Origin of the sequence: Streptomyces sp. NPDC000134 (genome assembly GCF_042899225.1) — a bacterium.
GTDB lineage: Bacteria > Actinomycetota > Actinomycetes > Streptomycetales > Streptomycetaceae > Streptomyces.
The window spans coordinates 13419-26930 of record NZ_JBIAZN010000018.1; the positions used below are offsets into that span (position 1 = coordinate 13419).

The following is a 13512-nucleotide window of genomic DNA, read 5'->3' on the forward strand; positions in this document are numbered from 1 at the left end:
GAAGCAGAGGCCACACGCAGGCCATGACCAGCGCGCGCCCGGCCGCGTACGGGCCGGGCGCGCGGCGTCGTTGAGCTGTGCGCGGTGCTACCGGGCGAGCGTCTCGGCCATCCACTTCGCGGAGCGGGCGACGATCTCGCCGAAGTGGTGGGAGAGGATCTCGTAGTGCTGGCCCGGATATTCGATGAGTTCCTTCGGCTCGGGGATGCGCGCGAACATCTCCCGGGCCTCCTCCACCGGAGCCACGGTGTCCTCGCTGGCGAGGATCATCAGGGTGGGCTGGGCGATGCGCTCGGCGTAGGCACGGACCTCCATCTCGAAGAGGTGGTCCAGGGTGGAAACGGTGATGGCGTTCTTGAAGCTCGGCAGGTTGTGGATCATGTTCTCGACGAACTCCAGGCCCTCCTCGTCGCTGAACATGACCGGGTCGCCGGGCGCGGGCTCACCGTGCAGCCGGATGGTCCGGGCCGGCTCGCCCTTCGCCTGGGCCTGCCGGTCGACGGGGATCAGCGCCTCCAGTTCCGCGAGGGTGTCGGCGGGCTGGAGGGTACGGGCGCTCCAGCCGCTGACCGGCGGGATGACCGCGGTGACGGCCTTGACCCGGGTGTCGGTGGCGGCGACGAACATCGAGTTGGCGCCGCCGATGCTCACGCCCCACAGGCCGACGCGGTCGCCGTCGATGTCGTCGCGCAGGGTCAGGTGGGTGATGATGTGCCGCAGGTCGCGGCACTGCTGCCAGGGGTCGAACTGCTGGCGGGGCTCGCCGCCGCTGTAGCCGGTGCAGCGGTGGTCGTACGTCAGACAGGCCAGGCCCTGCTCGGCGAAGCCCTGGGCCTGGAACTTCATGGACTCGGCCGGTCCGCCGAGGCCGCTCTGCAGTATGACGACGGGCAGCGGCCCCTCGGTGTCGTCGGGGCGGGTCAGCCAGCCGCGCAGGGTGATGCCGTCAACGGTGAACTCGATGTCCTCGACCACGGGCATGGTGCTCTCCAATAGGTACGTGGGTGTGCGGGGGTTGCGGGTGGGTCAGCGGCCGGCGACGGGCACGTCGTCCGGCAGGAAGTCGGCCTGGCTGAAGGAGCGCGGGTCGGCCGAGGCGCGGAAGATCGGCCAGACCTCCGCGCGCATGCCGTCCTCGTAGGCGGCGATCTCCCGCAGCAGGTCGCCGCCCCCGTTGACCGCCCGGTTAAGGGCCCCGGCCAGGGACGACGCGTCGCGCAGGGCGGTGTTGGCGCCGGAGCCGAAGGAGGGCGGCATCGCGTGGATGGCGTCGCCGAGGAAGGTGACGCGGCCGGTCTCCCAGGTGTCGACGGGCTCCAGGCGGCGTACCGACATGGGCGCGAGGGTGGACCGGTCGACGCGCTCGACCAGTTCGACGACGGCCGGGTGCCAGTCCCGGACGGCCTCGCGCATCACGCGGTGGAGTTCCTCGGGACCGGCGCTCCACAGGTCGGGCAGGCCGGCGAGGCAGGGGCTGCCCTCGTGGAAACCGCAGTGGATCATCATGTACGGCTCGACGTGGTCGACGTCCGCGTCCGGGGCGAGTTCCGCGACGGCCTCGGCGACGGGGCGGCGGGGCTGCCAGGCGCCGAAGGAGAAGGTGACCCCGTCCGCCGAACGGGCCAGTACGAAGCCGTCGAACAGGGCCTCGGGCAGGGTGGCGGCCAGGTCGTCGGTGAGCGGGACGCAGCCCCCGATGCTCCGCATCCCGGTGTCGAACGTCGGGATGTCGGGCAGTCGTTGCCGGCGGACCGGGGAGTGGAGCCCGTCCGCGGCGATCAGCACGTCGCCGGTGGCGGAGGTGCCGTCGGCGAAGAGCAGCCGGACCTGGTCGCCGTCCTCCTCGTATCCGGTGACCGTGTGGCCGAAGTGGACGATGTCCTCCAGGCCCGTGTACATGATCTGGCGCAGCGTGCGCCGGTTGACCGCGGTGTGCGGGCGGTCGGGGTCGTTCGGCGGTCCGAGGTGGGGGCGCGCGCCGAGTTCCTCGCACTGGCTGTCCAGCATGACGAACACTTCACGGCGCGGCTTGATCCGCGAGGTCTGCATGTACAGCTCGTACAGATTCCCCGGGAGGCACTCCTCAAGGGCTCCGCCGCCGGTGGCGTTCATGTGCAGCCGGTATCCGGTGCGCGTGATGCCGGGGGCGGCCTCATGGACGGCGCAGCTTATGCCGGCTTTCTTCAATCCCTGGGCCAGACAGAGGCCTCCTATTCCTCCGCCGGCTATGAGTACGTGAAACGAGGACATCGGCGTCCCTGCCCTTCTGAGACTTTCCACGCGTTGATGCGGCGGGCACGACACCCGGCCGGGAACGCGGAGTCCGGTGCGGCTGCGTTCCAGGACTCGCGGTGCCCTAGTCTTGCCGGGCATTGTTCCATCAGGGAAGTTGAATTCACTGATGTCCGTTATAGATGAAGCTGATGCCCTACGAAGGGGTGGGACGTGAGCCCGGACCTCAACCTGCTCGTCTCCATGGACGCCCTGCTGCATGAACGCAGCGTGACGCGGGCCGCCCAGCGGCTGGGGTTGAGCCAGCCGAGCCTGAGCGCCGCACTGGCCCGGCTGCGTCGGCACTTCGACGACGAACTGCTGACCCGCGTCGGCAACTCCTACGAGCTGACCGCCCTGGGCGAGCGTCTCGCCGAGCAGACCTCCCTCGCCCTGAGCTGGACGGACCGGGTCTTCCAGACCCGCGCCGACTTCGACCCCGAGGAGTCGGAGCACGAGTTCACCCTCGTCGTGGCCGACTGCCACCTGCCGGTCTTCGGACGGGTCCTGGCCGACCTGGTCCAGCGGCAGGCGCCGCGGGTGCGTCTGACGTTCCAGCACAGCACCGCCCAGTTCGTGCAGCGGGCCTCCGACCTCCTGCGTGCCGTGGACGCGATCGTGCTGCCGCAGGGGGGCCTGGCGAACATGCCCATGTTGCAGCTCTACCGGGACCGCTGGGTCTGCGTGGTCTCCTCCGACACCGCCGACCGCCCGCTGGACCGGGAGGAACTGTCCGGCCGCCCCTGGGTCTTCGCCTACCAGCACCCGTTCTCGGCGCTCTCCACGATGCCGCGCCTGTCCCAGGAGGGCGTGCGCGTACGGTCCTCGATCACCACGGAGGACTTCCTGTCCGTGCCGCATCTGGTACGCGGCACCGACCGCATCGGCCTGATGCCCGAGCGCATCGCCCGGCTGAGCCCGGCGAGCCAGGGTGTGACCGTCGCCGCACTGCCCTTCGAGCTGGGCGACCTGCTGGAGTCCCTGTGGTGGCACCCCGCGCACGAGCGGGACCCCGCCCACACCTGGCTGCGCCACATGGCCTCGCAGGCGGGACGGATCGTGGAGCAGTCACAGGGCCTGCCGTTTGGACCAGCCCGCTCACCGGCGTGACGAGGCGCAGCAGAGGCGTGGCCGCGCCCGACTGGCGACGGAACTCCGCCTGCTGATGCCCCGACAGGCCCTGAGGGGGCGGAAGCCCGGTCCTACGGAGGCGCGGGCCGCGCGGTCCGGGCCGAGGCCGGGGGCCGGATACGTCCGAAGGCCGACGGTCCAACCATCGTGCCGGTCCCCCGCAGCCGGAGTCCCCGGCTGCTCAGCGCCCCACCCCGTCGATGTGGGCGGCCCCGCCGACCAGACGTTTCTCCAGCACCGCGTGCAGAAGGTCGGTCATCTGCCGTGACGGTGTGACCCCGAGTTCTCGCTGCAAAAAGGCGCGGTAGTCGTGATACCGCTTGATGGCGCTGGCGATATTGCCCTCGGCGATGTGTATTTCCATGGCTGTTCGATGGGGGGTTTCCCGGAAGGGGTCAACGGCGATCGCTGCGAGTGCGGCCTGCAGGGCGTCGAGGTATTGGTGATCGTTCCTCAGTTGCTGGGCGAGGCTCTCCAGGGCATACAGGCGCAATTGGTCCCACCATTGCCGCTCCAGGTCCAACCAGTCCTCCGTCCACCCCGGCAGCAGCTCCCGGCTCAGGTCGCCCACCAGGCGGTTCCAGTCCTCCGTACGCGGGACCGGCCCCTCAATCGTCCGGCGCGCCGCCTCCCGCATCTCATGGAAGTCGACTCTGACCGAAGGGGCGAGCTTCAGGCGTTGGTCGCTGCTGTCGATCACCGTGTGCGTCGCCGCTCTGCGGCTCTGGCACAGGGCGGAGCGGAGGTTCGCCGCCGCCCTGAAGGGGGTGCATGCCGGCCACAGATGTTCGGCGGTCGAGGTCCGGTCCACCCAGTCGTTCTGCAGTGCCAGGAACGCCAGCAGACGCCGCGCGCCCAGGGGGACGGGCATACGGCGGCCGGCGTTGGTGAACTCGAAGGGCTTCAGAATCTGGAGACCCGAATCAGGGAGCGACACGTTCACCACTCTGCAATCGTCACTGTCATGTGCACCTGGTCTGCACCCGTACTGCGTCGGTCTGGGCACCTGCTGGTCTGCGCAAACACCCCAGGAGGACCTGCTTGACGGGCCTTGACGTCGGTCGGGCGGCGACCCGGACCCGGCATCGCGTGGAGCCAAGCAGGCACCGCTGCCGCCGGCGCGCGACGGAACGCGGTCAGCGAACGAGCTGATCCCGGGGCTTCCTCTCGCGGAGCGGGGTGCCGCGACCTCCCGGCATGTTCACCACTGTGCGACGAGTACCTGCCGTGCGCACCTGCTGCGCGTCCCTTCGCTGACCTGCTGGCCTGCAACAACGCGGCAGGAACGACTTCTGGACACCGACGGGATGCGCTGGGGACGCCGATTCGTCCCGGAGCGGCGCTCGCCGGTCGTCCGCAGGCGTGCAGCGGCCGCGAGCAGGGAGCGGGCGGCGCCGTACGGACGTTCTCACGCATTGTCGGTCTCGTTGCCACTCGGCCCCTGAACAGCGTGGTGCACGACTGGGACCACACCTCGGTAACGGCTCGTGAACACCATCGGCATCCGCCCGCGGCGGCCGGTCGACAGCGGGCTGCAACAGTCGAACCAACAAGCCACCTCAGGTCGTACCGAAATGGACGGAGGAGTGGCTAGATGCAAGTTCGTTCAGTCCTCAACGGTCTCGCTTCCAGCGACGAGCTCCTCGGTGACGCGAGAGTCTGCGTCGCGGTGCTGGACGGCCCGGTGGACTTGTCCCACCCCTGTTTCGAGGGCGCGGACCTGACGCGGTTGAACACCTTGGTGCAGGAGGGTGCCGGTCAAGGGCTGATGTCCCTGCACGGTACCCATGTGACCAGCTTGCTGTTCGGCCGGTCGGCCGGTGAGGTGACCGGCATGGTCCCCCGGTGTCGAGGACTGAGCCTTCCCGTCTTCCGGGACACGGAAGGTCGAGTATCCCAGTTGGACCTGGCCCGAGCCATCGAGCAGGCTGTCCAGCACGGCGCGCACATCGTCAACATCAGCGGGGGCCAACGCACGACGGACGGTCAGTCCGAGGTCATACTCGACAGGGCTCTGCGGATGTGCGCGGACCGCGGAGTGCTGGTGGTCGCCGCGGTGGGAAACGACGGCTGTGACTGTCACCAAGCGCCGGCGGCGACACAGTCCGTACTTGCCGTCGGTGCGACGGACGCCGACGGAAATCCTTTGGAGTTCAACAACTGGGGCTCGGCATACCGCGACAACGGAGTGGTCGCGCCAGGGCAGGACATCATCGGCGCCGTCCCCGGCGGCGGCACCAGGGCCCTGACCGGGAGCAGTTTCGCCACCCCGGCCGTAAGCGGGGTCGCCGCCCTGCTGGTAGCCGAGCAACTGAGACAGGGACGCCCGCTTGATCCCCTGGCGGCGGGCCAGGCCATCATCACCGCTGCCGAAGTGCCGGAATGCGCCCCCGAGGAAGCACCGCACTGCCGCCGCTACCTCGCCGGCCGTCTGAACGTGCCCCGGGCCTACACCCTGATCTCCCGAGGAAGCACGGCCGACCCAGATACCGCACTGACCAGCGAACCGGAAGGCGCCGTCGCCCGGACTCGGGCACCGGTCATGGCCGCTGGGCAGCCGGACGACAGCGAGCACCGACAAGCACGTGAGGGAGCTTACGCAATGGAAACCAACCGTCCGCATCCCGGCTCGTCACAGCAGACCGACCCGGTGTACCAGGACACCTGCGCCTGCACAGCAGCCTGTGCTTCGTCCGGCGGAGCACCCGGCAGTGGTGAAGCCGCACCACCCTGTGCGGCCCCCGCCTGCGGCTGCGGCCACGCAGGAGGAAACGACGGGAGCACACCCGGAGACCAGCGGCAACCGGCCGCGGCACCGATCGCCACCGGTGATGAGGCCGTGCCGCCCGCCGTGGCCCCCGCCTGCGGCTGCGGCCACGCGGGAGGAAGCGCCGACAGCACCCGCGGGGGCCAGCAGATACAGCAGTCCGCCACCACACCCGCTGCGAGCGGTCACATCACCGCGGGATCTGCCGCACATCAGGGCTCGCAACAACCGGGCGGAGACCACGCCTTGGTCGCTGAGCCCGGAATCCGGGCCGCATACGGCCAGGAAGCGCCGGGTAACGGCCCGCTCCCCCTGGTCTACGCGGTCGGCCAGATCAACTACGACTTCGGTACCGAGGCACGCCGCGACAGCTTCCGTCAGCTCATGGGCTTCCCTCTTGAGGAGACAGACCCCCAGGGACGGCCTGTCTATCAAGAGGGCAATCCCTACGACAAATACCAGATGCGCCAGTATCTTTCCAGCGAACCCTGGGCTTCCGACAAGCTGCACTGGATTCTGGAGATAAACCGCTCTCCGATCTACGCGCTCGTTGCGGAGCCGTCCTTCGGAATGGACTGGGGCGGACTGCTCGAGCGATCTGAAACTCGCCAGCCCATCCCGCCCGATCCGAACAAGCCCATCGATGAGAACTACTACCCGCCGGTCTCCCGGGTCTACAAGCTTTTCCGCGACGCGATGTGGGGACACGTCGCCGACCAGCCCCTCAAGGAACCCGCAGCCGCAGATCAGCCACTCGGGGCACACGACGCACAGGAGCAGCGGGGCGGCGACACCGGTGAACACGACGCTGCCGCCGGCCCGAAAAAGCCGCGCGACTACATCTCACAGGTTTCCATTCCCGGCGTCCTGACCGGGCGGACGGTCAAGCTGTTCAACGGGCTGACAGTCCCGGAGGTGGAAGTCGACGCACGCGGAGTGTTCATGTGGAACGAAACCGCACTGGTTGACCACGTGATGGACTCGATCAAGAAGCACCATAAGGTCCTGGTTTCGGATGAGCTGTTGAGGATGACCATAGGGTCGTTCCTCGACAAGATCCACTTCGCCTTCCAGAACCTTGGCCAGACCTCCGCCGACCGTGCACGCAACTATGTGGGAACCAATGCCTACGCCGTTGCCCACGAGATGGCCAGGGGCATGCTGTCCGCCAAGTACGTCCCCGGAGTCCCGAACGATCACCTCTACACGCTGGACACCATCACTGTCAGGAAGAGTTCGTTCGAGCGCTTCGGCTCGGATTGCCAGGACGTGATTGTTTCCTTCATCGACCCGGAGAACGACAGGCGCGCCCAGGTCTCGTACCTGTTCCCCGTCGACGTCAACGAAAAAATCCCGATCACTCTGGGTCCGTCTCACCGATTCCTCGGAGATTTCTGAGCGAATCAGAGAAAAGCGCAGAGCTCGGATGACATCTCCGCGAGAGAACAGGGAGGTTTCTCATGACAGAGAACGAACCACCGACGACGACGCTACCGATCCAGGCTCCTCCGGTGGTGCGCACAGGACGGGAGGCATCAGCCCCCGATGACACGCGGCGGGGAGTCGAAGCTGCGAGGTGTTCCGACCTCACCGGTATGGCTCGCCAAATCTGCCTTGCCTCAAGAGGCATTTCCATCTGATCCATCATCACCGAGGAAGGAGAAACGCGATGCGTGAACGGAATGAACCGGCCCACCAGCGGACAGGCGAGCGGAAGTTCACCGCGCTGGCGATGCCGCGCCAGGTTCCGCCAGTCGACCGCACGGTCAGTGCGGCGGCCGACGACAAGAATGCTCCGGGTGTCGAAGCCAGTGGCCTGCTCCGAATCCTGTTCGGCCTCTGAGTTCGTCACCGCAGCCAGTGGCAGGACGGACCAGGCAACCGTTCTGCCGACCCGGGAAGAATGAAAGGAAGAACATCATGATCCAGTGGAACGAAGAGAACGAACGCGAGCAGAGTCTGCGGGCGCCCCTCCACCTGGCAATGCCGCGGCAGGCCCCGCCGGTCCAACGCACCCGTAGCTCGTCCGCTCCCACCGACGACACTTCCGGCGTCCAAGCCAACTTCAACCTGGGCGACTTCCTGAAGAACGTCCTCATCTGACTCGACCCGCATTCCGCGCCGGCGTTTCCGGGCTCTCCCGGTAGCGGCCGGCGCGGTCACCCTGAATGTGCACAGAACTGCACTGGCGCGTAGGAAGGCAACCGCCATGGCATTCAACCTGCCGGTCCAGATAGTGATCGACCGCAAACAGCAGCTCCAGCCGTTCATGGTGCTGACGGCATTTGTCGACGACGACGGTCAGCCGAGCGTACTCAGGCACGAAGTCGGTGGCGCCCATGGACACCATCCAGGCGACCCCGGCCCTTGGATCTGGACGCACCCCACAGAGTTCGGCTATGGGCCGGAGCCCGAGAACGACTGGGCCGGCTCCCTGGACGGTCTCTGAACCAGCGAAACGATGCTCTCTCATACTCACGTTCCTCTCCCCCACGTTTCGCCGCGCGGACACCACCGACACGATGCAAAAACGGCCAAGAAACGCCTGTATGCGAGTGTTGTTCCTGGAGCGAACGGGCGGCCGAGCCGACACGGCAGCCCTGTCGACAGGGCCCGGCCGACATTCACAACCGGTCGCCACGACACCGTCGGCGGCGTCGGCCGACACCTCGCCTCAGGCGAGCGGACCCGGTCGGCACGCGTAAAATGCGAATGGAGTACGAGATGAGCGAACAGACACTGCACGTTCGGCAGTCGGCGGCACCGGCCATGCATCTGCCGCAGCAAACCCCGCCGATCGACAGAGCGGCTGCCCTGCCCAGCGCGACCGGGCACGGCACCCCTGGCGTCGAGGCGGACTTCTTCCCCCTCATCCCCATTCTCGCTGGAGGTCTCGGCGGACTCATCGGAAACATCTTCAAGTGAGACAGCCAGGTGCCGTCGGCCGGCCCGCACAACCCGGCCGGCAGCGCCCGGCCGGTCCCGGTGCCGTCCGAGGAAAGGTCAACTCATGCTCTACGCCGGAATGGACACGGGCAAGTATCCGGGCAAGCCCGTGATGGACGCGATCTGGGACCTGTCCAACATCTACTGGACCGGCATGTACCTCGATTCGCCGGCGCCGGCCGTTGGCGAAGTACCTGTCACGAAGCCGGTGAACGGCCACAACCGGATGGGCGGGATCGGCACCAACCCCGTAGGCGGCTGGATGAAGGGGTGGGCGGACCTGCGGCCCCCTTGGGGGCTCCTGCCGATCTACTGGGGACAGCAGGACCCGGGCAACGCTGACGGACCGATCGACGTCCGGGTGCAGATCGCGACGGCGAACGCCGAGGACGCCGCCGTGAAAGCAACGAGAGCGGGCCTTCCGAAATGCTCGGTGATCTATCTGGACTGGGAGATGGGCGGCCCGCCGATCGACGCGGGCAAGAAGTACTGCTCAGCCTGGTTCCACCGGCTCGCCGAACTCGGATACCGGCCCGGCGTCTACTGCCATCCCCCGTCCTCGCTCGCCTTCCGCAAGGAGTACCCGGGCTTGTACGTGTGGAACGTCAACCTGCTCCCGGCGACCGCCGGCGGCGTCACCGTCGTGGACGGCAAGGTGGTGCTCGCGACGCCGGGCATCAACAGCACGGGCGGCGAGCCGCCGGACCGGGACGCGATCGCCCGGCAATGGCGATTCGGGGTCGGGCAGCCGGCCGGAGGCCCCATCACCGGATTCCCGAACATCGACGCCGATGTCGCTGTCGTACGCAACCCCGCGTTCCCCGAAAGCGGCAACCAGCCCGGCGAGGTGCGCGGCGGGCCCGCCGTCGGCGCGTCCGGGACCGCCGACTGGCTCGGGGCGTTCGCGGTGCGCCGGGGCAGGGTCACCCGGGTGACGTGGTCGCCGGGCGTGACCACGCTCGACGCCGATCTCGACGGTTCCACCTCCACGCCTACGGCCTCTTTCAACCCCTTCGCGCCTATGTCGGCGCTCCCCGACTGGCTCTCCGGAGTCGCCCTCTGGGACAGCGGTGACGACCGCACCTGGCACGTCCATACCTTCCGGCACGCTGCTTCCGGGGCCTGGCAGGAGTTCGCCGTACCAGAAAGTGACGCGGTGACCGTCGATCCGCTCGCGGGCGTCGTGATCGCCCGGCGCAAGGGCGGGGGGCCCGAGGTCTTCTCTCACGACCGGCAGGTCGACAACATCGTGGGCAGCCGGTGGGACGACGCGGCGCAGGCGTGGACCGCCCCCAGCCACCTCCAGGCCCCGGCCGGTCCCGTCGCACGCTCCGTACTCCCTACGAACGGCCTCGCCGCACTGAGCCGCAATACCGGTCTCCTGGACCTGTTCTGGGTGGGTGAGGACTCCGTGCCGCGTACGTCCTACTCCCTCGGAGCCGGGAACTGGAGCGACTCCTTCCCCATTGGCGACCCTCTCGTCCGCGCCCACCCGATGACGAACCTGGCAGCGTGCAGCCCCAACCCCGACCTCATCGAGGTCCCGTTCATCGGGCGCCGCGACGGCGATCCCAGAATCCGGCTCTACAGCACCCCATGGACCAGGTCGTCGCTCTGGGGAGCCACACGCGAGATCGGCGGTGGGTCCGTTCCGCTGGAGCCCTCGTCCCGTATTTCGGCAACGAGCCGCTCGGCGACCCTCCTCGACGTGTTCGTCATCGGTCTCGACGGCATGCTCTACAACACGTTCCTGACAACGACGAGGGGCGTCTGGACCGCGCTCAGACGGATCGGCGGGACGCCGCCGAAGCTCGCCCACGTCGTCACCGCGTGCTGCCGGGGCACCGGCGACGTCGAGGTCCTCGCCGTGGCACGCGACGGCTCGGTGTGGGCGACCCACTGGGACTCCGCGTTGCTCAATTACGTGCCGATGGAACGTCTCACCTTGCTCGACCCCGTCTGACGGGCTCCGGTGCCGGGTGATGCACGGTCGCGGCAACCACGGTGCCCGCGACCGGGGATCATCACGGAGGTCGCCGGGGCGTTCGGCGTTCGAACAGGACCTCTTCTGCGGCAGCGGTCGGGCCGGTCGCAGCCTGCGCCCGAGGACCCCAGACCTCGAACCTCGAACCTCGCCGAGTGTTCCGCCCGCGTGGTTCCCTCCGGCGCGTGCCGTGCCTCGGTCCGGGAGCGCGGTGTCGTGCTCCCGGACCGGGGCGGCGGGCATCAACCGCCGGAGCAGACCGCGCCGTTGAGGCGGAAGGCCGTCGGGTCGGGGTTGGGCCCGTCGTTGGCGCCGACGAACCCGAAGGAGGCCGTCGACGCGCCGTCCGGGGCCAGCGGCCCCGCACCCTCCGGGGCGGTCACCCGTACATGCCGGCCGGTCTGCTCGAACGTGGCGTTCCAGCCGGAGGACACGGACTGGCCGCCGGTCGGCCAGTCCCAGTCGAGCGTCCAGCCGGTGACCGGGGTGTCCGACAGGTTCCGGACGGTCACCGTGGTCACGAAGCCGTTGCCCCACCCCGTGTCGCGGTGGTACGTCACCGCGCAGGCGGCGTCGGACGGGGTGCCCGTGGTGAACGTCAGCGGACCGGACGGCGCGGCGAGCCTGCCCGAGGCGTCCGCGGCCAGCACGTTGACGGTGTGCGTGCTGCCCGCGGGCAGGTTCCTCAGCGTCACGGAGGTACCGGTGGTCTCGCCGACCACCCACGTGTGCGTCCCGTCGCGCTCCTGCACCAGGTAACGGGCGGCACCGGACGCGCCCGCCCAGGACAGACGCGCCGTGGTGTCGGTGACCGCCTCCAGTTTCGGCGTGCCCGGCGTGCCGGCGGCCGAGGCGCCGGGCCCCGTACCGGCCTTGGGGCTGAGGGTGACGGTGAGCATCCCGTACGGCGGCACGGTGACCCGCGACGCCGTCGCCCCGCTGCCGGTGACGTCGGTGATGTCGCTGTCGCCGCGTGCGTAGCGGCTGACCTCGGGCGTGGCAGCGGAGGGGGTGAAGCCCTCGTAGGCGAGGTCGACGGTCCGCGCGGCGTCCGGGTCCTTGTTGATGAGCAGGACGCTCAGGCGCCCGTCGCGGCGGCGCACGGCGTGCGCGGAGACGTCCTGCGCGGAGGACCCGGCGGCGACCATGGTGTCACCCGCGGTTCCCAGTTCGCTCGTCATCTTCATGCCGTAGTACGGGTGGAACGGTGTGTTCGCGGCCGGCTGGCATACCGCGCCGCTGCACGCGCCGCTGGAGAGCATGCCCATGTCGCCGTAGTCCGTCTCCCCGTCCACGGTGTGGATCTCCCCCGGCCCGTTGTGGGTGTTCCACCAGTCGACGTTGAACACGCCGTTCTCCAGCGCCGTGGCGAAGGCGTCCGCGGCGAACAGGCCGTTGGGGCGCGCGGTGAGCAGGGCACCACCGGTGTTGGTGTTCACCTCGGTCAGGGCGATGCCGATGCGCGGCGAGTCGGCGCCCGCGTAGCGGTCGAGCTGGTTGCGCACCTCACGCAGCTCGCCGGGCAGCCGGGACAGCCGGGACAGGGCGGCGTCGGCGGTGGTGTCGGAACCGCCCGCGTACCAGTGCACGCTCACGAAGTCGATGACGTCGGTGACCTGGGAGAGCACCGTGTGGTTCCAGTCGCCCAGATCGCCTTGGCCGACCACGCCGTCGGGCCAGTTGCCCGGTTCGGTGAGGACCGCGCCGATCTTGACGGTCGGATCTACGGCCTTCATCGCGGCGGCGTAGGCGCGGACCTGGCGGGCGTACTCCTGCGGGCTCTTGTCGGCGTGGTCGTCGTGCTCCCAGCCGCTGCCGTAGTGGCCGTTGCCGTATATCTCGTTGCCGATCTCCCAGTACTTCGCGCCGTAGCGCTTGGTGATGTTCGCGTACCGGACCCAGCCGGCCGCCTCCTCGGGCGTGCCCGAGCCGTAGTTCGCGATGAGGATCGGCTGGGCCCCGGTGGCGCGGACCGTGCTCATGAAGGCGTCGAATCCGGTGCCGGGCGCGACGTATCCGCCGGGCGCGGTGTGCGTCTCCCAGTGGTAGATGTCGGCGTACGAGCCGCCCGGGTAGCGCATCGCTCCCACGTCAGCCTGTTTCATCAGGGACACGACCTCGGGGTCGTTCATGTGGGAGTCCCAGATGGCGGCGTTGACCCCGCGCGCCGTGTCCGTGAGCCGGCCCAGCGACGCCTGCGCGTTAACCTGGACGTCGACGTCCGCGGCGGGCTCCTCCCGCGTACCGGCGGAGACGACGTCGGCGGTGCCGAGCGGAGACAGCAGGGCGAGCGCGGCGGCCAGGGCGGCGGTGCGGACGAGACGGCGAGGGCGGAACCGCCGGAGCCGACCGGGACTGTGCGGTGAGGGCATGGGGATTCTCCCGGGGCCGACGGCAGGGACGGGCGGAAAGA

The 13512-nt window shown here is 68.9% G+C and carries 11 protein-coding genes; 7 read left to right on the forward strand and 4 right to left on the reverse strand.

Annotated elements, in window-relative coordinates:
* Positions 1–87: 87 nt before the first annotated feature.
* Together ACFY32_RS25155 and ACFY32_RS25160 are read right to left on the reverse strand one after the other, a co-directional pair.
* Positions 88–981 (reverse strand): alpha/beta hydrolase, encoded by an 894-nt coding sequence (locus ACFY32_RS25155; RefSeq protein WP_390675324.1) that lies wholly within the window; start codon positions 979–981, stop codon positions 88–90.
* Positions 982–1026: 45 nt separating this feature from the next.
* Positions 1027–2250 carry an NAD(P)/FAD-dependent oxidoreductase gene (locus tag ACFY32_RS25160; RefSeq protein ID WP_359198178.1) on the reverse strand — a complete coding sequence of 408 codons (1224 nt, stop codon included), beginning with the start codon at positions 2248–2250 and terminating at the stop codon, positions 1027–1029.
* A gap of 195 nt (positions 2251–2445) precedes the next feature.
* On the opposite strand from ACFY32_RS25160, the gene ACFY32_RS25165 reads away from it, so the two are divergent.
* The gene (locus tag ACFY32_RS25165) at positions 2446–3381 is read left to right on the forward strand and encodes a LysR family transcriptional regulator (protein ID WP_390675325.1); all 936 of its coding nucleotides are present in this window, start codon (positions 2446–2448) and stop codon (positions 3379–3381) included.
* A gap of 202 nt (positions 3382–3583) precedes the next feature.
* Here ACFY32_RS25165 and ACFY32_RS25170 read toward each other — a convergent pair whose 3' ends face one another.
* Positions 3584–4348: a BTAD domain-containing putative transcriptional regulator gene (locus ACFY32_RS25170; RefSeq protein WP_390675326.1), complete on the reverse strand. Its 765-nt coding sequence runs from the start codon at positions 4346–4348 to the stop codon at positions 3584–3586.
* 648 nt (positions 4349–4996) lie between these two features.
* On the opposite strand from ACFY32_RS25170, the gene ACFY32_RS25175 reads away from it, so the two are divergent.
* The 6 genes from ACFY32_RS25175 (at position 4997) to ACFY32_RS25200 (ending at position 11078) form a co-directional block, all read left to right on the forward strand.
* Positions 4997–7567, forward strand: coding sequence for a S8 family serine peptidase (locus tag ACFY32_RS25175; RefSeq protein WP_390675327.1), 2571 nt, complete (start codon positions 4997–4999; stop codon positions 7565–7567).
* A 271-nt stretch (positions 7568–7838) separates the two neighbouring features.
* Positions 7839–8012 (forward strand): hypothetical protein, encoded by a 174-nt coding sequence (locus tag ACFY32_RS25180; RefSeq protein ID WP_359198168.1) that lies wholly within the window; start codon positions 7839–7841, stop codon positions 8010–8012.
* 77 nt (positions 8013–8089) lie between these two features.
* Positions 8090–8272, forward strand: coding sequence for a hypothetical protein (locus ACFY32_RS25185; protein WP_359198165.1), 183 nt, complete (start codon positions 8090–8092; stop codon positions 8270–8272).
* A 106-nt stretch (positions 8273–8378) separates the two neighbouring features.
* Complete coding sequence (locus tag ACFY32_RS25190; protein WP_359198162.1) at positions 8379–8618, forward strand: hypothetical protein; 240 nt, start codon at positions 8379–8381, stop codon at positions 8616–8618.
* 275 nt (positions 8619–8893) lie between these two features.
* A complete protein-coding gene (locus tag ACFY32_RS25195) occupies positions 8894–9094 on the forward strand; it encodes a hypothetical protein (protein ID WP_359198159.1) in 201 nt (66 codons plus the stop codon).
* Between the two features lie 85 nt (positions 9095–9179).
* The gene (locus tag ACFY32_RS25200) at positions 9180–11078 is read left to right on the forward strand and encodes a glycoside hydrolase domain-containing protein (RefSeq protein ID WP_359198157.1); all 1899 of its coding nucleotides are present in this window, start codon (positions 9180–9182) and stop codon (positions 11076–11078) included.
* A gap of 263 nt (positions 11079–11341) precedes the next feature.
* Here the strand turns inward: ACFY32_RS25200 and ACFY32_RS25205 are convergent, their stop codons facing one another.
* A complete protein-coding gene (locus ACFY32_RS25205; RefSeq protein ID WP_390675328.1) occupies positions 11342–13471 on the reverse strand; it encodes a cellulose binding domain-containing protein in 2130 nt (709 codons plus the stop codon).
* Between the last annotated feature and the right edge of the window lie 41 nt (positions 13472–13512).